Source organism: Ruegeria sp. AH12, assembly GCF_056541465.1.
Genome location: NZ_JBQFYL010000009.1, coordinates 71,823 through 92,664, shown reverse-complemented (window position 1 = coordinate 92,664; position 20,842 = coordinate 71,823). Strand labels below are relative to the sequence as shown.

Annotated in this window: 27 protein-coding genes; 11 read left to right on the top strand and 16 right to left on the bottom strand. The window is 58.3% G+C overall.

The window, feature by feature from the left end; translation table 11 throughout:
- Positions 1-115 precede the first annotated feature (115 nt).
- Positions 116-631, top strand: coding sequence for a divisome-associated lipoprotein DalA (gene dalA / locus ACR0EL_RS14250; RefSeq protein WP_480500589.1), 516 nt, complete (start codon positions 116-118; stop codon positions 629-631).
- A gap of 64 nt (positions 632-695) precedes the next feature.
- Here the strand turns inward: dalA and ACR0EL_RS14245 are convergent, their stop codons facing one another.
- The 7 genes from ACR0EL_RS14245 to ACR0EL_RS14215 form a co-directional block, all read right to left on the bottom strand.
- On the bottom strand, positions 696-1,160 hold the full coding sequence (locus tag ACR0EL_RS14245; protein WP_170537146.1) for a PTS sugar transporter subunit IIA: 465 nt from the start codon (positions 1,158-1,160) through the stop codon (positions 696-698).
- Positions 1,161-1,217: 57 nt separating this feature from the next.
- Positions 1,218-1,781 (bottom strand): ribosome hibernation-promoting factor, HPF/YfiA family, encoded by a 564-nt coding sequence (gene hpf, locus ACR0EL_RS14240; protein ID WP_170537148.1) that lies wholly within the window; start codon positions 1,779-1,781, stop codon positions 1,218-1,220.
- A 252-nt stretch (positions 1,782-2,033) separates the two neighbouring features.
- On the bottom strand, positions 2,034-2,792 hold the full coding sequence (gene lptB / locus ACR0EL_RS14235) for an LPS export ABC transporter ATP-binding protein (RefSeq protein ID WP_480500586.1): 759 nt from the start codon (positions 2,790-2,792) through the stop codon (positions 2,034-2,036).
- Positions 2,792-3,283: an LptA/OstA family protein gene (locus ACR0EL_RS14230; RefSeq protein WP_480500585.1), complete on the bottom strand. Its 492-nt coding sequence runs from the start codon at positions 3,281-3,283 to the stop codon at positions 2,792-2,794. Before ACR0EL_RS14230 ends, lptB begins: the two co-directional genes overlap by 1 nt.
- 3 nt (positions 3,284-3,286) lie before the next feature.
- Positions 3,287-3,886, bottom strand: a complete 600-nt coding sequence (locus ACR0EL_RS14225; protein WP_353012633.1) for a hypothetical protein — start codon at positions 3,884-3,886, stop codon at positions 3,287-3,289.
- A 12-nt stretch (positions 3,887-3,898) separates the two neighbouring features.
- A complete protein-coding gene (locus ACR0EL_RS14220; protein ID WP_480500584.1) occupies positions 3,899-4,861 on the bottom strand; it encodes a KpsF/GutQ family sugar-phosphate isomerase in 963 nt (320 codons plus the stop codon).
- Positions 4,858-5,472 (bottom strand): ribonuclease D, encoded by a 615-nt coding sequence (locus tag ACR0EL_RS14215; protein WP_480500582.1) that lies wholly within the window; start codon positions 5,470-5,472, stop codon positions 4,858-4,860. Before ACR0EL_RS14215 ends, ACR0EL_RS14220 begins: the two co-directional genes overlap by 4 nt.
- A gap of 210 nt (positions 5,473-5,682) precedes the next feature.
- Between ACR0EL_RS14215 and ACR0EL_RS14210 the strand changes: the two genes are divergently transcribed.
- From ACR0EL_RS14210 to ACR0EL_RS14180, 7 genes are all read left to right on the top strand, one after another.
- The gene (locus ACR0EL_RS14210) at positions 5,683-6,903 is read left to right on the top strand and encodes an MFS transporter (RefSeq protein ID WP_480500581.1); all 1,221 of its coding nucleotides are present in this window, start codon (positions 5,683-5,685) and stop codon (positions 6,901-6,903) included.
- Between the two features lie 51 nt (positions 6,904-6,954).
- Complete coding sequence (locus ACR0EL_RS14205; protein WP_480500580.1) at positions 6,955-7,383, top strand: Lrp/AsnC family transcriptional regulator; 429 nt, start codon at positions 6,955-6,957, stop codon at positions 7,381-7,383.
- A gap of 73 nt (positions 7,384-7,456) precedes the next feature.
- Complete coding sequence (locus tag ACR0EL_RS14200) at positions 7,457-8,155, top strand: transglycosylase SLT domain-containing protein (protein ID WP_480500579.1); 699 nt, start codon at positions 7,457-7,459, stop codon at positions 8,153-8,155.
- Positions 8,156-8,224: 69 nt separating this feature from the next.
- Positions 8,225-10,252, top strand: coding sequence for a flagellar biosynthesis protein FlhA (flhA, locus tag ACR0EL_RS14195; protein WP_480500642.1), 2,028 nt, complete (start codon positions 8,225-8,227; stop codon positions 10,250-10,252).
- Positions 10,249-11,019, top strand: coding sequence for a flagellar biosynthetic protein FliR (locus ACR0EL_RS14190; protein WP_480500578.1), 771 nt, complete (start codon positions 10,249-10,251; stop codon positions 11,017-11,019). The genes flhA and ACR0EL_RS14190 overlap by 4 nt, the downstream gene beginning before the upstream one ends.
- Positions 11,016-12,104, top strand: a complete 1,089-nt coding sequence (gene flhB / locus ACR0EL_RS14185) for a flagellar type III secretion system protein FlhB (protein ID WP_480500577.1) — start codon at positions 11,016-11,018, stop codon at positions 12,102-12,104. Before ACR0EL_RS14190 ends, flhB begins: the two co-directional genes overlap by 4 nt.
- On the top strand, positions 12,101-12,454 hold the full coding sequence (locus ACR0EL_RS14180) for a hypothetical protein (protein WP_480500576.1): 354 nt from the start codon (positions 12,101-12,103) through the stop codon (positions 12,452-12,454). The genes flhB and ACR0EL_RS14180 overlap by 4 nt, the downstream gene beginning before the upstream one ends.
- 67 nt (positions 12,455-12,521) lie before the next feature.
- On the opposite strand, the gene ACR0EL_RS14175 is transcribed toward ACR0EL_RS14180, so the two are convergent.
- Genes ACR0EL_RS14175 through ACR0EL_RS14135 form a run of 9 tightly spaced genes read right to left on the bottom strand, consistent with a single transcriptional unit; the run spans position 12,522 to position 17,093 of the window.
- Positions 12,522-13,052 (bottom strand): flagellar basal body-associated protein FliL, encoded by a 531-nt coding sequence (locus ACR0EL_RS14175; protein ID WP_480500575.1) that lies wholly within the window; start codon positions 13,050-13,052, stop codon positions 12,522-12,524.
- A 9-nt stretch (positions 13,053-13,061) separates the two neighbouring features.
- Positions 13,062-13,793, bottom strand: a complete 732-nt coding sequence (flgH, locus tag ACR0EL_RS14170) for a flagellar basal body L-ring protein FlgH (RefSeq protein ID WP_170537171.1) — start codon at positions 13,791-13,793, stop codon at positions 13,062-13,064.
- Entirely contained in the window at positions 13,793-14,209 is a 417-nt protein-coding gene (gene flgA / locus ACR0EL_RS14165; protein ID WP_480500574.1) for a flagellar basal body P-ring formation chaperone FlgA, read from the bottom strand. Before flgA ends, flgH begins: the two co-directional genes overlap by 1 nt.
- The gene (gene flgG / locus ACR0EL_RS14160) at positions 14,209-14,994 is read right to left on the bottom strand and encodes a flagellar basal-body rod protein FlgG (protein ID WP_170537173.1); all 786 of its coding nucleotides are present in this window, start codon (positions 14,992-14,994) and stop codon (positions 14,209-14,211) included. The genes flgA and flgG overlap by 1 nt, the downstream gene beginning before the upstream one ends.
- Before the next feature lie 21 nt (positions 14,995-15,015).
- Entirely contained in the window at positions 15,016-15,726 is a 711-nt protein-coding gene (locus tag ACR0EL_RS14155) for a flagellar hook-basal body complex protein (RefSeq protein WP_480500573.1), read from the bottom strand.
- On the bottom strand, positions 15,726-15,998 hold the full coding sequence (locus ACR0EL_RS14150; protein ID WP_480500571.1) for a flagellar biosynthetic protein FliQ: 273 nt from the start codon (positions 15,996-15,998) through the stop codon (positions 15,726-15,728). Before ACR0EL_RS14150 ends, ACR0EL_RS14155 begins: the two co-directional genes overlap by 1 nt.
- Before the next feature lie 3 nt (positions 15,999-16,001).
- Positions 16,002-16,292 carry a flagellar hook-basal body complex protein FliE gene (fliE, locus tag ACR0EL_RS14145; RefSeq protein ID WP_480500570.1) on the bottom strand — a complete coding sequence of 97 codons (291 nt, stop codon included), beginning with the start codon at positions 16,290-16,292 and terminating at the stop codon, positions 16,002-16,004.
- 12 nt (positions 16,293-16,304) lie between these two features.
- Complete coding sequence (flgC, locus tag ACR0EL_RS14140; protein ID WP_170537180.1) at positions 16,305-16,691, bottom strand: flagellar basal body rod protein FlgC; 387 nt, start codon at positions 16,689-16,691, stop codon at positions 16,305-16,307.
- A 12-nt stretch (positions 16,692-16,703) separates the two neighbouring features.
- Positions 16,704-17,093, bottom strand: coding sequence for a FlgB family protein (locus ACR0EL_RS14135; RefSeq protein ID WP_480500569.1), 390 nt, complete (start codon positions 17,091-17,093; stop codon positions 16,704-16,706).
- A gap of 105 nt (positions 17,094-17,198) precedes the next feature.
- Here ACR0EL_RS14135 and ACR0EL_RS14130 point away from each other — a divergent pair, with 105 nt between their 5' ends.
- The 3 genes from ACR0EL_RS14130 (at position 17,199) to ACR0EL_RS14120 (ending at position 20,825) form a co-directional block, all read left to right on the top strand.
- Positions 17,199-18,518, top strand: coding sequence for a FliI/YscN family ATPase (locus tag ACR0EL_RS14130; RefSeq protein ID WP_480500641.1), 1,320 nt, complete (start codon positions 17,199-17,201; stop codon positions 18,516-18,518).
- Positions 18,519-18,605: 87 nt separating this feature from the next.
- Complete coding sequence (locus tag ACR0EL_RS14125; RefSeq protein WP_480500568.1) at positions 18,606-19,439, top strand: flagellar motor protein MotB; 834 nt, start codon at positions 18,606-18,608, stop codon at positions 19,437-19,439.
- Positions 19,440-19,529: 90 nt separating this feature from the next.
- Positions 19,530-20,825 (top strand): flagellar hook protein FlgE, encoded by a 1,296-nt coding sequence (locus ACR0EL_RS14120; protein ID WP_480500567.1) that lies wholly within the window; start codon positions 19,530-19,532, stop codon positions 20,823-20,825.
- The last annotated feature ends 17 nt before the right edge of the window (positions 20,826-20,842 follow it).

Genomic DNA, 20,842 nt, shown 5'->3' with positions numbered 1-20,842 from the left:
GAATGCTTCAGTCGCAAATCAAACCGGCAGAATCATGCGGCCCTGTGACATTGGGCGTTTGCCCCGCGACGTCTGGCACGGTATGCCCGTAAACGACACAAACATCAGGTCGATCATGACGCGTATCGTTTCTTTACTCTTGCTTTGCTTTGTCGCGCTGGCGGCATGCACCACCCCTCAGTCCACCACCTTGGGTGCTGATGGCCGTCCTTTGCCCACTGTATATAAAATCCGCGGCAACCCTGAAAAACTGCAATTCCGGATGCTGGATTCGGTCAATGCACTGCGCCAGGCGCAAGGGCTACAGGCCGTGCAGTTGAATGCGCAACTCAATGCGGCTGCAGCGACCCATTCCAAGGATATGGCCCGGCAGAATCGGCCTTGGCATTTCGGATCTGACGGATCTTCGCCCATCGACCGTGCCGTGCGCGTTGGATACTTTGGGACTTTCCTGGGCGAAGCGATCTCGGAAACCTACGAAACCGAAACCGAAACCCTTGCCGCCTGGATGCAGGAATCAGGCCCACGCGCGGTGATCATGGACCCCAAGGCGACCCAGATGGGTTTCGCCTGGCATCAGGAAAATGGCGGGAAAATCTGGTGGACGCTGGAAATGGGTGCTGGCGGCTGATCCGCGAATACCCTCAACAAAAAAGCCCCCGAATTTCGGGGGCTTTTTTATTTCCATCAGGTCTTTAAGCAGCTTGCATCGACTGTGCTTCGGTCAAGATAGCATAAAGCTTGACCGGATCAGGGTTGGCCCGCAGCTTTGCACAGACCGAACTGTCACGCAGGGTACGAGACACAAGGGCCAATGCCTTCAGATGATCTGCGCCCGCCTCTTCGGGGGCGAACAAAGAAAAGGCGATGTCCACCGGCTGACGATCCACCGATCCAAAATCGATCGGTTTTTCCAGCATTACAAATACGCCGGATACGCCAGCTATCTCGGGCAGGCGCGCATGCGGCAAAGCCACGCCATGGCCAACACCTGTTGGGCCAAGGCTTTCACGTTCAAGCAGGCAATCAACGATGGACTGGGCTTCAAGACCCAGCGTCGCCGAAGCGACCTCACCGATTTCCTGAAACAGCCGCTTCTTGCTGGAAGCTGCTGACAAAACACGTACTGCTTCGGGCTTCAGAATGCTCGAAAGCTCCATGATCATGCTCCGTAGCGGGCCCGGCAAATGCGGGGCCCCGCCTTTTAATCTTGCCTGTTAAGGATCGATCCAGCCGATGTTACCGTCATCCCGACGATACACGACATTCAATCCATCCTTGTTTTCATTCCTGAACACCAGCACCGGGGCGCCAGCAAGTTCCATTTGCATAACGGCCTCACCGACGCTGAGCGATGGGATCTTTGTTTCCATCTCAGCCACAATCATGGGCTGCAGCGATTCGGGTTCATCAGCCGTGTCCGATTCGTCAGAGGCGAGGATATAAGAGGACGCTCCAAAGAGTTCAACCGGCTCGGACCGATCTTTGTGATGGTCTTTCAAACGGCGCTTGTAGCGGCGCAATTGTGTTTCCATCTTGTCGCAGCACCCCTCGAACGCTGCGTAAATCTCGGTTGCATGGGCCTTGGCCTGCGCCGTCAGGCCCGTCGACAAATGGACAGTGGTTTCGCAAACATATTCATGCGCTGAACGGGAAAAGACGACATTGGCGTCAGTTGGACGCTGGGCATATTTGCCAACGACCTCGCCCAGCTCGGTCTGCACGTGGTTTTGCAGGGCCGCGCCGATGTCGATCTGTTTTCCGCTGATTTGGTAACGCATGTGATCTCCTTCACAATTCACACCCATTCTGACGTTGCGTCGCGCAACGTGCTTGTTTTTATCGGGTGGGGGGTATCGACATTCTGATCGGTTGCTGTTGACCCGACCCTTCGGGGAAGGGACATCGAGATCCAGTCTGGAACCGAATAAATGCCATGACCCAATTGAGCCAAGAGGCGGCGGAAGAGTCAATCAAAACAAGAGCGTATATACGCGATTTCCGCCATGCACCCGGCGCAATTCCGCGCAAGCCTATGAAATACGGAAGTTTTCACCCAGATAAACGCGGCGCACGTTTTCGTTTTCCACCACTTCGCCCGGCGTGCCGGACATCAGAACCTGACCGTCATGCAGGATATAGGCGCGATCAACGATTTCCAGCGTTTCACGGACGTTGTGATCGGTGATCAAAACCCCAATCCCTCGCTTTTTCAAATCCGCGACCAGATGGCGAATATCGCCCACACTGATCGGGTCCACACCTGCAAAAGGTTCGTCCAACAGCAGATATTTTGGGTCAGCCGCCAGACAGCGCGCGATCTCAACCCGGCGCCGCTCGCCGCCGGACAGAGCCAGCGCGGGCGCGCGGCGCAGATGTTCGATGGAAAAATCTGAAAGCAGTTCTTCCAGCCGCTCTTTGCGGCGGTGCGCATGGTTGACGGTGATATCGAGAACCGAGGCGATGTTGTCCTCGACACTCATGCCGCGGAAAATCGACATCTCCTGCGGCAGATATCCGATCCCCATCCGCGCGCGACGGTACATTGGCAAGGTGGTGACATTCTGGCCGTCAATCGTCACTGTGCCTGCTTCGGGAAAGACCAGCCCGGCCACAGAATAGAATGTCGTGGTTTTGCCTGACCCATTTGGGCCCAAAAGTGCCACAACTTCGGACCGGTCAAGCGTCATCGACACATCGCGGATAACGGATTTCTTCCGGTAGGATTTGCGCAGCTTTTCGATCCGAAGCCCGGAATTGCCTTCGGCGACCGACAGTTGGGGACGCACCATCAGTTGTTCCCCTGCTGCAGGATCGTTTTGACCCGGCCTGTCATGGTTGCAGTACCTGTGGTCAGGTTTGCATTCATCTGATCGCCACTGATCACGCTGGGGCCCTGGGTCAGCAACACATTGCCCCGCATTACGATCACGCCGCTGTCGATGGTGTATTCAGCCCAATCGCCTTCGGCAGCGTCGGGCGGGCTGACCAAAACCACGTTCTCGGTCGCTTCCAGCCGATCGATGGCGGATCTTTCCTGGTTGTAGATGACCAGAACCCGCTCGGCCGTCAGCCGCATTTCACCCTGCACGACAACCACATTACCGACAAACTCGGCCGAGCCATCCTGTTGGTTCACATTCAGGGTTTCCGAGGTCACCTCGACCGGCAGGGTCGGGTCCGCGCGCGTGGCCCCAAAAGCCACCTGCGCCTGCTGTGCAGTTGCAGAAACAGCACCTGTTACAAGCGCAAAACTCAAAAGGACGAAACGAAAATCAAACACAGGTTATCTTTCTGCTTTCTGAGGCTCATACACCAGCTTCACGCCGTCTGTAAAAAGAATATGGACCGGGCCGTCCTTTTTTTCCGCCCCAAAGGTCATGCGACCGGCGGAAAAATCACCGATGGGACCGGTTCCGTTCACGTGACCAGGCGTATCGCCCCGGATTTCATCCAAAGCGGTGTTCAACAAATCGGTGGTGACTTCGATCCCATCTGCGGTCCTGATCACCACATCACCCACAAAGGTCGCTGTGCCTTTGTCGGGGCGGATCATACCTGAATTGGAATCCAGCGTGATTGCGCCGCCGCTTAGCAACCCAAACCGGCCACGAAACTCCGAGGCCGTCGGCATCGACCCTTCGGTGCCTTGCGTTGCCTTTGTAGCGCCGATCTGCACGTCTTCGCCTTTGCGGGTAGTGCCGCGATAATCCGGTTGCGTGACCACTTGTTCGGCCAGACGCGCATCAATGTCCTGCTGCGTAAACGGACCCGAGACATTGGTTTCAATGCTGCGCGACAGAAGGAATACGGTGGATAGCATTAAAATGGCCGCAAGCGGCAACAGAACCTTCAGGAACTGTACCATGCGGGAATAGCGGTCCACCTTAGCCTCTCCTTAACCCAGACCGACGCGCAGACAGTCGTGAATATGCAGTAGCCCCTGCGCCTGCCCATCTGCGTCGGGATCAACCACGAAAAGCGAGGTGATTTTGCGGTCATTCATGATGGCCACCGCTTCTTCGGCCAAGGCATTGGGCGCGATCGTCATCGGGTCGCGGGTCATCACCTCTTGGGTGGATTTCTCCAACAAACCATCCATGTTTCGCCGCAAGTCACCATCCGTGACAATGCCCAGCAGGCGGCCAGCCTTATCCGTGACCCCCACTACGCCAAAGCTTTTTTGGCTCATCACCAGCAGGGCATCACTCATCGGTGTATCCGAGGTCACAACCGGCATATCCGTATGCATCAGGTCTCGCACCTTGCTCAGCTGCGCGCCGAGCTTGCCGCCAGGATGAAAGTCGCGAAAGTTCTCGGGCTTGAAATCCCGGTACTTCATCAACGCAATCGCCAGCGCATCGCCCATGGCCAGAGTCAAAGTCGTCGAGATCGAAGGCACCATACCAAACCCGCAAGCCTCACCCATTGACGGGATCAGCAAATGCACATCGGCCTGCTTCATCAATGAGCTCTCAGGCTTGCTGGACAGGCCGATCAGCGGAATGCCGAACCGGCGGGTAAAGGCCAACAGATTAGCCAATTCCGGCGCTTCGCCAGAGTTGGAGATCGCCAGTACCACATCGCCTTTGGACACCATGCCCAGATCGCCATGGCTCGCCTCAGCTGGATGCACGAAATAGGCAGGCGTGCCCGTGCTGGCCAGAGTTGCTGCGATCTTGTGACCGATATGGCCGGATTTACCGATCCCGCTGACGATCAGACGGCCCGTGGCCTGCAAGATCATCTGGATCGCTTCGGCAAAATGCGCATCCAAACTGTCGGCCAACACATCAAGCGCGCGGGCCTCATCGGTGACAACCTGTCGGGCTGTCTTCAGGAAAGCTTCGGTGTCGGTCATGAGTGCGCAAAAATATCCGTTTCGGGCCAGCCTGCGAGGTCAAGTTTCGCACGCATCGGCAGGAAATCAAAACAGGCCTGCGCCATCTCGGTCCGGCCTTCGCGGGCCAGACGCCCATCCAAAGCATCGCGTAGTTGATGCAGGTACAGAACGTCTGACGCGGCATAGTCCAACTGCGCCTCGGTCAGGGTTTCCGCGCCCCAATCGCTCATCTGCTGTTGTTTCGAGATGTCGACGCCGATCAGTTCCTGGCAGAGGTTCTTAAGCCCGTGACGGTCGGTATAGGTGCGCACCAGACGGCTGGCGATTTTGGTGCAGTAAACCGGAGCCGCCAGCGCCCCAAACGCATGATACATCGCCGCGATATCAAACCGACCAAAGTGGAACAGTTTCAACACATTGGGATTCTCCAGCATGGCGCACAGGTTCGGAGCCTCGGTCTGCCCCTTTTCAACTTGAATGATGTGGCTGTTGCCGTCCCCTCCGGACATCTGGATCACGCACAGGCGATCCCGATGCGGGTTCAGCCCCATGGTTTCACAGTCGATGGCCACGACAGGCCCAAGGTCCAGCCCGTCCGGCAGGTCGTTCTTATACAGGTGGTTCGCCACGGAATTGTCCTTTGTGCGGTCTCGCACCCCGAGATAGGCGGTTTGGCTGCCAAACTCAACGCCGTCCGGCTTGTAAGGTCAACGCGCCTTGTTATTCGCCTAAATTGTTGGATAGTGGCACATATCGGCCAATCTGCCCGACAGTCGTACCTTGACCGAGTACGATAGGGGCACTTGAAACCAGCCGCGCCCTAGGGACATCTCTGACCCATGCTCAGTATCCTGCACAACCGAACCTATCGTCATCTGCTGGCGGCGCAGGTCGTTGCACTGACCGGAACCGGGCTGGCCACCATCGCGCTTGGCCTTCTGGCCTATGATCTGGCGGGTGAGGCTGCGGGGCTTGTTCTGGGCACAGCGCTGACCATCAAGATGATCGCTTATGTGACCATCGCTCCACTGGCGGCAGCCATTGCCGAGCAGCTTGATCGGCGCAAACTGCTGGTGGCTCTTGACCTTGTTCGCGCAGGGGTCGCCCTGTGCCTGCCCTTTGTCACGGATGTCTGGCAGGTCTTTGTCCTGATCTTTGTCCTGCAATCGGCCTCGGCGGGATTCACCCCGGCCTTTCAGGCCACGATCCCGGACGTTTTGACGGATGAGCACGACTATACCCGCGCGCTGTCTCTGTCGCGGCTGGCTTATGACCTTGAAAGCCTGCTCAGCCCGATGCTGGCGGCGCTTTTGTTGCTGTTTGTCAGCTTCAACACTCTGTTTCTGGGCACAAGCCTGGGCTTTGTCGCCTCGGCCCTTCTTGTGCTCTCGGTCATCCTGCCATCGCCCAAGCCATCGGGACGAACAGGCATCTATGACCGGACCACACGCGGTATCCGCCTCTATCTGGCGACACCCCGCCTGCGCGGTCTGCTGGCGCTCAGTTGGTGCGCTGCGGCGATCAGTTCGATGGTCATCGTGAATACGGTGGTCCTGGTGCGATCCGATCTGGGCCTGTCCGAAAGTGCCGTAGCCATTGCCCTTGCGGGATTCGGCGGAGGATCGATGATCGCAGCGTTTCTGTTACCGCCCTTGTTGGATCGGGTGCCGGATCGACGGGTCATGTCGACTGGCGCTACAATTGGCACGACCACGATGGTGCTTGCAGCTTTTGTATCAAGCTCCACAATCGTGACGCTGCCCATGCTGACCGGGCTTTGGGTGCTGGCCGGGTTCGGGTATTCCATGTCCATGACCCCCTCAGGCCGTTTGCTGACCCGATCGGCCAGTCCCGAGGATCGCCCCGCTGCCTTCGCCGCCCAATTCACACTTACCCATGCGTGTTGGCTGGTGCTGTACCCGCTGGCCGGCTGGCTGATGACTCGGTTTGGGGCAACAATCGCTCTGGCTGGCATGGCCAGCGCTGCCAGTCTTGGCCTAGTCATCGCCCTGTGGATCTGGCCACGCTCCGAACATCTCCAAGCGGCGCAGAAGCCTTGAGCCCCGGTGCCAACCTGCTTTACACCAGTGTGACCCCATGCCGGAGACCTCATGGATCAGATTGACCGCCGCATCATCGCCGCCCTGCAACACAACGCCCGTGATACGACAACAACCATCGCAGCAAAGCTGGGTCTGGCCCGCACCACAGTCCACGAGCGGATAAAACGCATGGAAGAACGCGGGGTGATTGCGGGCTATTCCGTTGTATTGAACACAGCCGATGACGCGCCTCGGGTGCAGGTGGTTGTGCTGCTTGAGGTGCAGCAAAAGGAAACCGTCCGTATCATCAAGCGGCTGGAAACCTACCCCGAGGTCAAGCGTTGCCTGTCCATCAATGGCGAGTTTGACCTGCTGCTGTCGGCCGAGGCTCCCCGGATCGAAGATCTGGATATTCTGGTCGATGAATTGGCCAAAATCCCCGGCGTGTTGCGCACCAATACTAGCGTGGTGTTCGGTCGGCGCATCGACCGAAAATGAGCCGCCGATAACCGCCTGTAAACCAATACTTGGCTAGCTTGGCCGGGACAGATCAGAATCCCGGACCGGCAGAATGCCAACGCGCTTATTTTCCCTTTCTCTTGTATTGACGCACGTGCTGATCGCACAAGCGGGTTTTGCTCTGCCCGATGCGCGCACCGGCGATGTCTGCGATCAGGCGGCACGCAGGGCGTCAGTGACCGAAGATGTACCACTGGATGTGCTGCGCGCGATCACGCGGGTTGAAACCGGCCGCAGCTTTGGCGGCCACTACACCCCTTGGCCCTGGACCATCAATGTCGAAGGGCAAGGGGTTTGGTTCGACTCGGAGATCGAAGCCAAGTCTTATGTGTTCAACGTGTTCAAAGCGGGCAAGCGCAGTTTTGATGTCGGGTGTTTCCAGCTCAACTATCGTTGGCACGGCACCGCTTTCCGCTCCATCGACGCGATGTTCAACCCGGATGAAAACGCCCTTTATGCCGCACGGTTTCTGAAGGACCTGTATGCCGAGCTGGGCTCCTGGCCCGCCGCTGCAGGGGCCTATCATTCGCGCAAACCCGAACTGGCACGCGCCTACAAAGGCCGGTTCCAAACTGTGTTGGCCCAGTTGGATACTGCGGCAGCGGCACAAGCTACAGGGATGTCGCGTGATCCATTCTCCGGCTCTGCCGCCCCTCTGATCCCGCTTCAGCCCGCGCAATCGGGGCAGGGCATGCTGGGATCACTGGTCCCCAGCGGCGCGTCCGCCACGGCCTTCATCGCCTTCAACTAGGAGTTCAGCTTGCTTAAGATCGACGCCCGATCCCTGTTCTCACCTACAGTATTGCTGGCGCTGGCGCTGATGACCATCATCGTCATGATGATCCTGCCCATGCCCGCCTGGGTGCTGGACGTGGGGCTGGCCGCCTCTTTCGCACTGGCGATCCTGATCTTCACGCTGACCCTATTCATTGAGCGTCCGCTGGATTTCTCGTCCTTCCCAACGATCCTGTTGGCTTCACTCATGCTGCGACTTTCACTGAACGTCTCATCGACCAAGCTGATCATCGGTCAGGGCCACACAGGGCCCAACGCCGCCGGGGATGTGATTGAAGGCTTTGCCAATTTCGTCATGGGCGGCAGCATCTTTCTGGGTCTTGTGGTCTTCGGAGTGCTGCTGATCGTGAACTTCATGGTCATCACCAAAGGTGCCGCCCGCATGGCCGAGGTTGGCGCGCGTTTCGCACTGGACGGAATGCCTGGCAAACAGCTGGCCATCGACAGCGACATGTCCGCTGGGGCCATCGACCATCAGCAAGCCAAGGAACGGCGCGAGCGCGAGCAGCAGGAAACCACCTTCTTCGGCTCGCTTGATGGGGCCTCAAAATTCGTCAAAGGGGATGCGGTTGCCGGGCTTCTGATCACGCTTCTGAACCTTGTCATGGGCCTAGTGATGGGCGTGATCGTGCATGGGATGCCAGTGACGTCCGCGTTCGAGACCTATGCCATCCTTACCGTTGGCGACGGGCTGGTCTCGCAAATCCCAGCCGTGATCATCTCAATCGCCTCTGCCCTTTTGTTGGCACGCGGGGGCACCCAAGGGGCCACCGACAACGCGATTTTCTCACAACTGGGCAAGCATCCAGCGGCACTCGCCACCGTGGCAGTGCTGATGGTTCTGTTTGCCCTGGTGCCGGGCCTGCCGTTCTTGCCGTTTATCCTGGGCGCGGGCGTGCTGGGCTATGCGGCGTATCACGTGCATCGCAGCCAGAAGGCAGCGGCACTTGTGCCAGAACCTCAATCAAACGAGGCAGACGCACCGGTATCGCAGGCCATCGGGGATATTCTGGACCTCGACGATGTCCATCTGGAATTTGCGCCCGATCTTGTCAGCATGGTACTGAACCAAGGCACTGGGTTGGACGCGCGGATCGCCAATATGCGGACCTATGTCGCCTCAACCTTCGGCTTGATCCTACCCGAAATTCGCCTGACCGACCGCGCCGACCTGCCAACCGGAACCTATCTGATCAAAATACAGGGCGTGGAACAAGCGCACGGGGTGTTGAACCCCGATCTGGTTTTGGCGCTGGTGCAGGACGGGTTTGACCTGCTGCCCGACGGTAATGATGTGACCGAGCCCGTTTATGGCGCTCCGGCGCGCTGGATTTTGCCCAAAGATCAGGAGGACGCCGCGCTCAGCGGCGCCACCATCGTCTCACCGCCCGAGATTCTGGCGACCCATCTGCTGGAGATCATCAAACAGAACTTCTCGCGCCTGTTGACGCTGAAATCGCTGCGGCGCCTTCTCTCAGAAATGACCCGGCTGAGCGATCCGGTTCGGGCTGAGGCCAACAAGAAACTATTGGATGAGCTGATCCCGGACAGAGTGCCAATCGACACGTTGCACGCAGTGCTGCGCCTGTTGCTGGACGAGCGTGTCTCAATCCGCAACATGGCCCTGATCCTGGAAAGCGTGGCCGAGGCACGGCTGACCACCACCCAACCCGAAGGGATTTGCGAGATTGTCCGCCAGCGGCTGGGCTTCCAACTGGTCGCCGAAATAAAGCGCGAGGACGGATCGATCCCCCTGATCCAACTGGCGCCGGAGTGGGAGGATACGTTCGCCAGCTACCAGATCGACGCCCCCAATGCCGGGCCGGATGTCGCGCTGCCTCCCAATCTGTTCAACAAACTGGCCGATGGCGTGGTCAGCAGTGTTGCAAAGTCCGCAGATAGCGGGCTGTTCCCGGCCGTCGTTACCTCGACCCGCCGCCGCCGGTTGCTGCGCACAATCATGCAAGCGCGGGGCATTGCAAACCCGGTTCTGTCGTTTGAAGAGATCGGGCTGGAGGCTCGTCCGTCCCTGGTCGGAACCATTCCTGCATGATCGCCTTACCACCAGAACTATTAGGGCAGATCGGCCAAAATCTGTGGCATTTGTTTTCGGTCTTTCTGCGGGTTTCTGCCTTTGTATCTCTGCTGCCCGCTTTCGGCGAACGCAGCATTCCAGTGCGTGTGAAGCTGGGCATTTCGATTGCCTTCACACTGATCATCTTACCGGCCGTTCAGCCACCAGACCTTGCACCCGGTTTTCTGCCTATGGTGCGCCTGGTGGGGACGGAGGTTTTGGCCGGAATGGTCCTTGGTATCGGGCTGCGCCTGTTTGTTCTGGCCTTACAAACCGCCGGAGCCATCGCCGCGCAATCCACATCGCTGTCGCAATTGCTGGGCGGCGCGGCTGACCCTCTACCAGCGATGGGGTACTTTCTGATGCTGGCCGGGCTGACCCTGGCGGTCATTCTGGGGCTGCATATCCGCGCTGCCCAGTTCCTGATCCACAGCTATGCGATGTTCCCAATGGGCAGCCTTCCCGCCCCTTCGGACCTATCGCGATGGGGGGTCGCTCAGATCTCGTCCAGTTTCAACCTCGCCTTTGCATTGGCGGCCCCGTTCGTGATCGCCTCGCTGATCTACAACCTGGCTCTGGGCGTCATCAACCGCGCGATGCCGCAGCTTATGGTCGCCTTTGTCGGGGCGCCGGCGATCACCTTCGCGGGCCTGTTTCTGCTCTTTGCTGGTGCGCCGCTGATCCTGTCAGTCTGGTCTGACGCCCTGAACGGCTTTCTGATCAACCCGGCGAGGGGAACACCATGAGCGCATCGGATGATGACAGCGACAAGTCATTTGAGCCCACCCCGCAGAAGCTGCAAAAAGCACGCGAAAAAGGAGAGGTGGCAAAATCCAGCGACCTCTCCGTGGTCGCCGGCTATACCGGCCTGATCATTGCGCTGTTGGCCGCCGGTCAATACACGGCCCAGCATCTGGGCACGATGTTTATGGTCATGATTGATCAATCGGACACATTGGCTCAGTTACTGACAACCGGACCCGCCACCGCACCGGTAGCCGGACTATTGCGAAGTGCTTTGATGCCAGTGTCGCTACTTTTTGCGATCCCTGCGGCAGCTGTCCTGCTAAGCCTGATCGCCCAGCGCGCACTGATCTTTGCGCCAACCAAACTGAAACCCAAGTTATCGCGCATTTCAATCGTATCGAATGCAAAGAACAAGTTCGGACGCGGCGGGTTGTTCGAGTTTGCCAAGAGCTTCTCGAAACTGCTGATCTACGGCACCTGCCTGGCCTTGTTCCTGAAAGCGAACTTGACCGAGATCGTTTCAGCTAGTGCAGCGCCTGCGAAATCGTCGATCCTGCTGATGATGAACCTTTTGTTTCGGTTTCTATTCATCGTGATCACTATCGCGCTGGCCATCGGCGTCATCGACTACATTTGGCAATATGCCGAGCATATGCGCAAAAACCGCATGTCCCGCAAAGAGATACAGGATGAAACCAAGGATGCCGAAGGTGATCCGCATGTGAAACAGCAGCGGCGTCAACGCGCTCAGGAAATTGCAACCAACCAGATGATGTCTGACGTACCCTCGGCGGATGTCATCATCGTCAACCCGACCCATTTCGCTGTAGCCCTCAAATGGTCGCGCACGCCAGGCTCTGCACCGGTTTGCGTGGCCAAAGGCGTGGATGAGGTTGCAGCTGCAATCAGATCCGCCGCCAGTGAGGCAGGCATTCCCATCCATTCAGACCCACCAACAGCCCGTGCCCTGCATGCGACGGTGGAAATCGGCCAAGAAGTTCCAGAGGAACACTACCGCCCCGTCGCGGCTGCGATCCGATTTGCCGAAGCAATGCGCAAACGGGCGAAAGGTCAGATCCGATGAACCTCAAAAAGCTCTCGGCCCTGCAAATGGCAACCGATGCGATGTTCCAGAAGCAACATCAGGCAATGCGCCCGGTGATCGAAGCAGAAGCACAGGTACAGAAGCAGTTGGTGCGATTGGACCATCAGGTGACACAGGCACGACAGCACAGCGCAGGGACCGAAGGCTACCGTGTTACGGGAACGGATATCCTTTGGAATGCCTGGGAGTCCGCGACGCGCCGCCAGTTAAACATGGAGCTGGCCCGTGTGCGTGCACAGAAACTGGCCGCTATGGAACAGCTTCGAACTGCCTTTGGGCGCCAGCAGGCCATCGCATCTGTATCCAAGACCATGCGGGATGTGCAGTAAAAGGCAAAAAACAAGACGCGCTCGAACCTTTGAAGGCCTGACCGGGACTGGTCAGGCCGGAGCGGGTTCAGCTATCTTGCCGGTTCACGCTCATGATCAACACCTGAGAGACATCCGATCCCAAATCCTTGCGCGCAACCTCCAGCAGCGCTTTGCGCAAAACGGTTAGATTGTCCGACTCGGTGAATATCCCGTCAAAGCCACCGGTATTGGCATGATCAAAAAGCACCTGCAAAAACCTGTCTCTCAGCTTGGGTTCGATGGCATAGAAGGTCTCTGTGATGGCCGGATCAGCCTCAATGCTGAGAGACATTGTTACCATCGCCGTGATCTGATCATCCTTGACCACAGGAACAACAAACTGTTTGGGCAGTTTTAGATACTCAAAACCACCCAGTTCATCATCCTTCGAAGGTTTTTTCGACGCTTTTTTCTTATCATTTTTGTCTTTCTTGTCGCCTTTATCTGGCTCTTCCTTGGTCTCTTTATCCTCGGAAACAACCTCGGGTGCTTTTTCAGGCATCAGGAACATCCCGGCGCCAATTCCGGCGCCCAGACCCAGCGCAAGAAACACGACTGGAAGCAAGATCTTCGTCATCTGCGATCCTCAGAATGGCAAGAGCGAGTCGAGCACTTGCTGACCCAGGCGCGGTTGCTGAACATCGGTGATCTGGCCGCGTCCACCGTAAGACACGCGCGCGGACGCGATTTTGTCATAGGTGATCTCATTTTTGCGCGAGATATCTTGGGGGCGGACATAGCCAGCAACCAAAAGCTCTCGCAATTCAAAGTTGACCCGCAGTTCCTGCGATCCCGATATCGACAAAACACCGTTCGGCAACACATCAAGTACGGTGGCGGCGACCCGCAAGGTCAGCTTCTCGTTTCGCCGGACCGATCCTCGGCCAGAACTGGCGGAATCGGATTCAATCCCAACCGCGTCTTCCAATGTTACCCCTTCGGGCAAGTGGTCTTCCGCGCGCTGGGGCAGGCCGAACAAGTTGGGAACCTCAAGGGATTCCGAACCCGAACGCGAGCGGCTGGTATTGTTCGAGAACTCTGCTTCCTCGTCCAGCTCAATGACGACCGTCAGAATATCGCCTTTCTTGATCGCCCTTTGATCACCCAGCAGGGATTGCTGGCCACCACTCCAAAGAGATGATCTATCCACCGCGCGCTGGGTCTGGGTGTGCAAGGGCAATCCGGGCCACAGCATCGCCACCTGCTCGGGTGAGTCGTCTTTGGGTGTAAAGCTGGGCGGTTTTCCCAAGTGATCAAAACGGCTGCAGGCCGAAAGCGCGAAAATCGTCAGCAGAAAGGGTTTAGACAGTCCAGACATTACTTTACCTCGATTTGACCATCGGGCCGGATCAGACCGGTGACCGTTGTGCGGGACGACAGGTTCATGACCCGGATACGCTCACCCACGGCGCCGCGCCCAAGGGCACGCCCCTCGGTGCTGATCGACAGGGGTTGCCGATTAAAAACCAAGACCACCAGATCATTCCGATCCACGATGGCCGGTGGGCCGACATCTGCTGCGCGCACCGGTCGGCCCGGATACAGGGCGACCCGTGCCTCAAACCCGATCAACTCTGCAGGGTCGCTTACAGCACCGGGGATGTCGGTATGCTTCAATTCCAGATCGGCGGCCGAGATGACCTCTTTCGCGCGTATCGTGCGGGTCGGAACCACGATATCCGCAAGTGCAGTTATCGGCGCCGCGATCAGGAAGATCAGACCAAGACCCCTCATCAGCGCACCTGTGTTGTGGCGCTCATCATCTGATCGACGGCGGTGATAACCTTGGCGTTCATCTCATAGCCACGCTGCGCCTCGATCAGCTCGGTCACCTCACGCACAGCATCAACCGAACTGTCTTCAAGGTATCCCTGCCGCAAGGTGCCAAGCCCATCCTCGCCAGGCACACCCTGGATTGGTGCGCCCGAGGCTTCAGTTTCCTTAAACAGGTTGCTTCCGATCGCCTCAAGCCCTTTGGCATTGGAGAAACTGGCAAGTGAAAACTCACCCAGCAACTGCCCTTCGGGCGTATCGTCGAAATAGGCGTAGACTTCACCGGATGCGTTGATCGAGATCGACCGTGCGTCATCAGGAATCGTGATCTCAGGTGCCACGGCAAACCCGTCAGACGTGACGATCAGCCCTTCGGCGGATCGCTTGAGGCTGCCATCGCGCGTGAAAGCGGACTGACCGTTCGGCAGCGTCACTTCAAGATAACCGCGCCCTTCGATAGCAACGTCCAGATCGCTGCCTGTAGCCGAAATCGCGCCTTGCGCCAGTTGCACCGTGACAGCGGCGGGTCGGACGCCCAGACCCAACTGGATGCCGGTCGGCAAAACCGTTCCGTCCGATGCATTGACCGCGCCAGCGCGCGCCATCTGCTGATAGTGCAGATCGGCAAATTCCGCACGGCGGGCGTTGTAACCGGTGGTGTTCATATTGGCGAGGTTGTTCGAGATCGTTTCTACCCGCATTTGCTGCGCCGTCATGCCCGTGGCTGCGATTTTCAAAGCACGCATATCAATTTCTCCTTGTTCAGGTCAGCGCATCAGCGCGTCGAGGGCCCCGCGCACGCGCGCATCCTCGGTTTCCAGAAAGCTTTGGCCCAGCTCATAGGCGCGCTGAATCTCGATCAGGCGCGTGACTTGTTCGACCGCATTAACGTTGGAGCCTTCCAGGAAGCGATGCAGGACAACCGGCTCATCGACAGGATCAACATCGCCCTGAGGCCGAAAACGCGTGTTACCCTCACGAACCAAAGTCTCGGGATCGGCCACCCGATAGATACCGATCTGCCCCAGCAACTGCCCATTCACGCTGAGCGTTCCATCCGCGCCGACATCGATGCTCACCGCATCCGGGGGGATAAAAACGGGTGAGCCATTGCTGTCCAGCACGGCCGAGCCATCCGCGGCCACCAGATCACCCTGCGCATTTGGTGTGAAACTGCCCGCCCGCGTCAGGCGATTGCCTTCGGGCGTTTCGAGCATGAAGAATCCCTCGCCTTCGATGGCAAAGTCGAACTGCCCCCCGGTCTCGGTCAACACCCCTTGCTGCAAGGAGGTGTTGCGCGCCTCGGCCCGGCTCATGGACAAGGACGGCGCGTTGGGCATATCGCGGATGAATTCCGAGAACACCAGCCCCTGCTGGCGATAGCCGGTGGTATTGGCATTGGCGATGTTGTTCGCCACCAACCGCATTTCATTCATCAGCCCGGATTGACGGGATAAGGTGACATAGGCGGTGTCCATCAGCGACCTCCGGCGATCAGCGGCACCAGAGTGCCCGAAAAAAAGGTGACAAGAGTCTGGGTCATGAAGCCCATGGAAATCCAGAACACGACGACAATGGCGATCAGCTTGGGCACGAAGGTCAGGGTCATTTCCTGGACCGAGGTCAGCGCTTGGAACAGGCCAATGACCAGCCCCGACACCAGCGCCACAGCCAGGATGGGGACCGAGGTGATCACCGCGATCCACAACGCCTGACGCACGATGTCATAGAACAGACCTTCGCTCAGCATCGCTCAGACCGGCATCCGCAGGATTTCTTGATAGGCTTCAACCACCTTGTTGCGCACGATAACGGCGGTTTCGACGGCCAGTTCGGTTTGCGCCAGTGCCTGCACCAGCGCATGTGGGTCCGCTTGTCCTGTCATTGCGGCCTGAGACATCTGCTCACTAAGTTTCAGCGTGGCCGCAAAGTCCTGAAAGGACGTGCGCATCCCCTGCGCGATGGCGCCGTGATCGGGGTCAGCCTGGGTGGCGGGGCGTGCGCCAGCATAGTTCTGCGCGGCGGTCAGGGATCGGATATCCATTCTGGCGTTCCTTTATTTCCGGAGTAATTCCATTAGCGACGACGACATTTTGCGCGTCTGATCGAACATCTTGAGGTTGGCCTCGTAACTGCGCTGCGCTTCGCGCGCGTCAGCGATTTCGATCATCAGATCGACGTTTGAGCCCAGATAATGACCGCTTTCATCCGCCATGGGATGGCTTGGGTCGTGCACACGCTGCAGATCACGGCGATCCAGTTGCACGCGCCCGGCCTGCACCATGGCTTTGCCGTCCTGCTGTACGGTTTCAAACGGCACCGTCTTACGTCGGTACCCAGGCGTATCCGCGTTCGAGATATTCTCGGAGACATGGCGCAGTCGGGCCGCCTGTGCTCGCAAAGCACTGGCCGAGGCGGTGAGGGAGTGGGAAAAATCGCTCATCTCACCCCCCTCTTATCCGCGGCCTAGACTAGTGCGCAGAATGTTCATCGAGGACTTATAGATTGCCAGCGCGCGATCATGCTGCCGCTTGACGTCGACGGCTTTCAGCATCTCTTCTTCCAGGGACACGCCGTTGCCGTTCGGATCACCACTTGGGTCGGCTGCGAACTCGGCCCAGCTGTGCCCTGCCAGTCCGCCGCCATTCAAATGCCCCTGCCTCGTGGCCATCATCTGAGTTTGCGGACTGGTATTTTCGAAGGCTGATTTGAAGGCCTCGATATCGCGGGGCTGGTAACCCGGCGTATCTGCATTGGCCATGTTGCGCGCAATGACAGCCTGCCGTTGCCCGGCATGGGTTGCCATAGCGTGCGCTGTCTTAAAGACGTTCAGGTCATAGAACATCGGGGCTTCTCCCTCGATCGATTTCAATCAAGGCTTAACCCCGATTCCTTTAGAAACAGTTTTCAGAACTCAGTTGGAGAACCCACGATGTCAGCCCTCGACCCGATGCTTCTGAAATGCGAATTCGACCGGATAACCACGGTACGTCATGTCGGACTGGTATCTGGTGTGGCGAAAGGCACCATAGAAATCAGTGGGTTGAATCATCAGGTCCGCATCGGAGACTTGCTGACCTTGCACCGCCGATCCGGGCCCGATTTGGGTGGCGAGGTACTGCACGTGGGCGCAGACCACATTCATATGATGCCCGGTGGCGCAGCCGATGGGGTGAGCCTGGGGGACAGGGTGATTCTGAACCCATCGCCGGGTTTTGCGCCCGGGATGCATTGGCTGGGCCGTGTGATCGACCCGTTCGGTAAACCGCTGGATGGCAAACCGCTGTTGGGTGGTACGCAGGAACGCGACATCATGCACCCCCCGCCCCCCGCTGTTGAACGCAAGCCATTGGGGGACCGGATGGCGACCGGTCTTGCCGCGCTCAACACCATGCTGCCCATCGTGCGCGGGCAGCGCATTGGTCTGTTCGCGGGTTCGGGGGTCGGGAAATCGACCCTGCTGGCAACCTTGGCACGATCATTGCAGGCAGATGTGGTCGTCGTAGCCCTGGTGGGTGAGCGCGGGCGCGAGGTGAATGAATTCGTCACCCACGCGCTTGGCCCTGAGGCGATGAAACGGTCGGTTGTAGTTGCAGCTACGTCAGATCAATCCGCCTTGGCGCGACGGAGGTGTGCCTGGTCGGCCATGTTGGTGGCCGAACATCTGCGCGATCAGGGGTTGAGCGTCTTGTTGCTGGCCGACTCGGTCACCCGCTTTGCCGAGGCCCATCGTGAGATTGCCGTTGCGATGGGGGAAGCCCCTTCGCTGCGCGGTTTCCCTCCTTCGGTCACGCCCCTCATCTCAAAGCTCTGCGAACGCGCCGGCCCCGGCACGCCTGAACAAGGCGACATCACCGCCGTCTTCAGCGTTTTGGTCGCCGGGTCAGATATGGACGAACCCGTCGCCGACATTCTGCGTGGGGTGCTGGACGGGCACATCGTGCTCAGCCGTGACATCGCCGAACGCGGCCGTTTTCCGGCGATTGATCTGAGTCGGTCAGTGTCTCGATCCCTCCCAGCGGCAGCGACCGAGGTCGAGAATCAGATGATCACCGAAACCCGCAAGCTGATCGGCAGCTACGAACAATCCGAAGTGATGATCAAAGCGGGGCTATATACCGAAGGCGCCGATCCAATACTGGATCAGGCTGTCAAGGTGCATCAGGAGTTGGATGACTTCCTGGGGAAAGCCGATCCTGAGGGGATTGAAAACAGCTTCAATCGTCTATCCCTGATTCTGCGCCGCGCCTCAACAAACTTGCCGACGTAAGGTGAAATCCGAACAGTTTTAAGTATTAAACAGGCCTTAAGACCTGCGCTGCTAAACCTTTATCCGGGTGATAAAAAGGTGGTGGAGATGGGTGCGCAGACCAATGCGGCGCCAATCATCATCAAGAAGAAGCGTGTATCGGGTGGCGATGGCCACCACGGCGGCGCGTGGAAGGTCGCGTATGCGGACTTCGTCACGGCCATGATGGCCTTCTTCATGTTGATGTGGCTGCTGAACGCAACGACCGAAACACAACGCAAGGGGCTGGCGGATTACTTTTCGCCTGCTATCCCGATCAGCCCTGATTCAGGCGGGGGTGACGGGGCGTTTGGCGGCAACAGTGTATTTTCAGAAGAAACTCTGGTTATGGATGGCAAAGGGGCCACCGCGCGCTTTCCGACCGATGCGCGCAAGGCCCGCGGGACCACCGGTTTAGACGCCGATGGTAGGGGGGCCAAACGGGATTTCTCGACACTCGAGGCGCAACTCTTGGGTCGCACGGGCGAAAGCGTGGTGTCGGATAAGCTGTTGAAACACATCGTCACGCGTGTGACGGATCAGGGCCTGATCGTCGAGCTGTTCGATACCGAAGATCAGCCCTTGTTCGAATCGGGTACCAACAAGCCCACACCGGTGATGCGGGCGCTGGCCTTGCTGATCGCACGCGCATCAGATCTGGTCACCAACCCCATTGCGGTAGAAGGCCATGTCAGCGCCTCTCCGGTGGTTCTGGCCCATGATCCAGCCTGGGATGTGTCGACATCGCGCGCGCAGTCCATGCGTCAAATGCTGCAGGATAAGGGCGTTTCGCCACCCCGGCTGGATCGGGTGACGGGCCATGCCGACCGTAAATTGCACAGAGATGACCCGATGGCCCCCCGCAACAACCGGATCGAGGTGATTTTTCTGCGCGATCCCTAAAGGATAGAACGCATTTTACCTGTTAGCGCGCTGTTAAGGGCGGTGCGTTAGCTGTTGCATCACTGAATGACGCAACAGAAGGGCGTGCCGATGACAATTTCCTCTTCGCTGAATGCCGGTGTCGCCGCGCTGAAGGCCAATGCCAACAGGCTGGCTACGATTTCGGACAATATCGCGAACTCGTCGACGTTCGGGTATAAACGGGTTGAGACAGATTTTCATTCCATGGTCACCTCGGGTCAGGGCGGCAGCTATTCCGCCGGCGGGGTTAGGACCACCAGCCAACGTATGATCGACCAGCGCGGCTCACTGGTAACAACGAACAACTCAACCGATCTGGCAGTACGTGGCCGTGGGATGCTGCCCGTGCGTTCTAGCTCGCAAATCGCGGGCGGCTCGAATGAGATGCTGCTGACCACGACCGGTTCGTTTCGCACCAATGACCAAGGCTATCTGGTAACCGAATCCGGGCTGGTTCTGCTGGGGTGGCGAGCAAACTCCGACGGTACAATTCCCCCGGTTCCACGCGATACGCCCGCAGCGTTGGAGCCCGTCCAGCTAAGCGTCAATCAGCTGTCGGGCGCGCCAACAACGCAAATGAACCTGAGGATGAACCTGCCCGCCACAGCAACCGACGCTGGCGCACCCGGCGACACGCAGCCTCTATCGGTCGAGTATTTTGATAATCTGGGCAAATCTGAGAGTATTGATATCGAACTGGTTCCAACCGTCCCGGCAACAGGCTCCAGCAATGAATGGACAATGATCTTGCGCGACTCGGCATCGGGCGGCGCCGTGATCGGGGAATATACACTCACCTTTACCGACAGCCGCACAGCCGGGGGGACATTGGCAAGTGTGACGGCCGTTTCGGGCGGCGCTTACGATGCAGCCACCGGCAGTGTTGTTGTCAATGTGGCGGGCGGCCCGATCGAGGTCAACATTGGCTTGATCGGCGACGCGGATGGCATCACGCAACTGTCCGACACTTTCGCCCCGGTTTCCATCACGCGCGATGGTGCTGCGGTCGGCACCATGACCAGCGTTCAGGTGGATGAAAACGGCTATGTCTACGCGCTTTATGATACCGGCGTCAGCCGCCGTATGTTCCAGATCCCGCTTGCGGATGTCCCCAATCCCAACGGCCTTACAGCACTGGACAGTCAGACCTACGCGCCCTCACGCGATAGTGGGACCTTCTTCCTGTGGAATGCGGGTGAGGGCCCAACTGGTTCGCTGATCTCATTCGCGCGCGAGGAATCAACAACCGATGTCGCGACCGAGCTGACATCGCTGATCCAAACCCAGCGCGCGTATTCCTCGAACGCGACGGTGATCCAGACCGTGGATGAGATGTTGCAGGAAACAACGAACCTCAAACGGTAAACCGGGTTTCGGACTTA

Coding starts and splice junctions, on each gene's coding strand:
- dalA (WP_480500589.1), top strand. CDS start 116: ATGACGCGTATCGTTTCTTTACTCTTGCTTTGCTTTGTCGCGCTGGCG.
- ACR0EL_RS14245 (WP_170537146.1), bottom strand. CDS start 1,160: ATGGAGCTTTCGAGCATTCTGAAGCCCGAAGCAGTACGTGTTTTGTCA.
- hpf (WP_170537148.1), bottom strand. CDS start 1,781: ATGCGTTACCAAATCAGCGGAAAACAGATCGACATCGGCGCGGCCCTG.
- lptB (WP_480500586.1), bottom strand. CDS start 2,792: ATGGTGCGTCCCCAACTGTCGGTCGCCGAAGGCAATTCCGGGCTTCGG.
- ACR0EL_RS14220 (WP_480500584.1), bottom strand. CDS start 4,861: ATGACCGACACCGAAGCTTTCCTGAAGACAGCCCGACAGGTTGTCACC.
- ACR0EL_RS14210 (WP_480500581.1), top strand. CDS start 5,683: ATGCTCAGTATCCTGCACAACCGAACCTATCGTCATCTGCTGGCGGCG.
- ACR0EL_RS14205 (WP_480500580.1), top strand. CDS start 6,955: ATGGATCAGATTGACCGCCGCATCATCGCCGCCCTGCAACACAACGCC.
- ACR0EL_RS14200 (WP_480500579.1), top strand. CDS start 7,457: ATGCCAACGCGCTTATTTTCCCTTTCTCTTGTATTGACGCACGTGCTG.
- flhA (WP_480500642.1), top strand. CDS start 8,225: ATGACCATCATCGTCATGATGATCCTGCCCATGCCCGCCTGGGTGCTG.
- ACR0EL_RS14190 (WP_480500578.1), top strand. CDS start 10,249: ATGATCGCCTTACCACCAGAACTATTAGGGCAGATCGGCCAAAATCTG.
- flhB (WP_480500577.1), top strand. CDS start 11,016: ATGAGCGCATCGGATGATGACAGCGACAAGTCATTTGAGCCCACCCCG.
- ACR0EL_RS14180 (WP_480500576.1), top strand. CDS start 12,101: ATGAACCTCAAAAAGCTCTCGGCCCTGCAAATGGCAACCGATGCGATG.
- ACR0EL_RS14175 (WP_480500575.1), bottom strand. CDS start 13,052: ATGACGAAGATCTTGCTTCCAGTCGTGTTTCTTGCGCTGGGTCTGGGC.
- flgH (WP_170537171.1), bottom strand. CDS start 13,793: ATGTCTGGACTGTCTAAACCCTTTCTGCTGACGATTTTCGCGCTTTCG.
- flgA (WP_480500574.1), bottom strand. CDS start 14,209: ATGAGGGGTCTTGGTCTGATCTTCCTGATCGCGGCGCCGATAACTGCA.
- flgG (WP_170537173.1), bottom strand. CDS start 14,994: ATGCGTGCTTTGAAAATCGCAGCCACGGGCATGACGGCGCAGCAAATG.
- ACR0EL_RS14155 (WP_480500573.1), bottom strand. CDS start 15,726: ATGGACACCGCCTATGTCACCTTATCCCGTCAATCCGGGCTGATGAAT.
- ACR0EL_RS14150 (WP_480500571.1), bottom strand. CDS start 15,998: ATGCTGAGCGAAGGTCTGTTCTATGACATCGTGCGTCAGGCGTTGTGG.
- fliE (WP_480500570.1), bottom strand. CDS start 16,292: ATGGATATCCGATCCCTGACCGCCGCGCAGAACTATGCTGGCGCACGC.
- flgC (WP_170537180.1), bottom strand. CDS start 16,691: ATGAGCGATTTTTCCCACTCCCTCACCGCCTCGGCCAGTGCTTTGCGA.
- ACR0EL_RS14135 (WP_480500569.1), bottom strand. CDS start 17,093: ATGTTCTATGACCTGAACGTCTTTAAGACAGCGCACGCTATGGCAACC.
- ACR0EL_RS14130 (WP_480500641.1), top strand. CDS start 17,199: ATGCTTCTGAAATGCGAATTCGACCGGATAACCACGGTACGTCATGTC.
- ACR0EL_RS14125 (WP_480500568.1), top strand. CDS start 18,606: ATGGGTGCGCAGACCAATGCGGCGCCAATCATCATCAAGAAGAAGCGT.
- ACR0EL_RS14120 (WP_480500567.1), top strand. CDS start 19,530: ATGACAATTTCCTCTTCGCTGAATGCCGGTGTCGCCGCGCTGAAGGCC.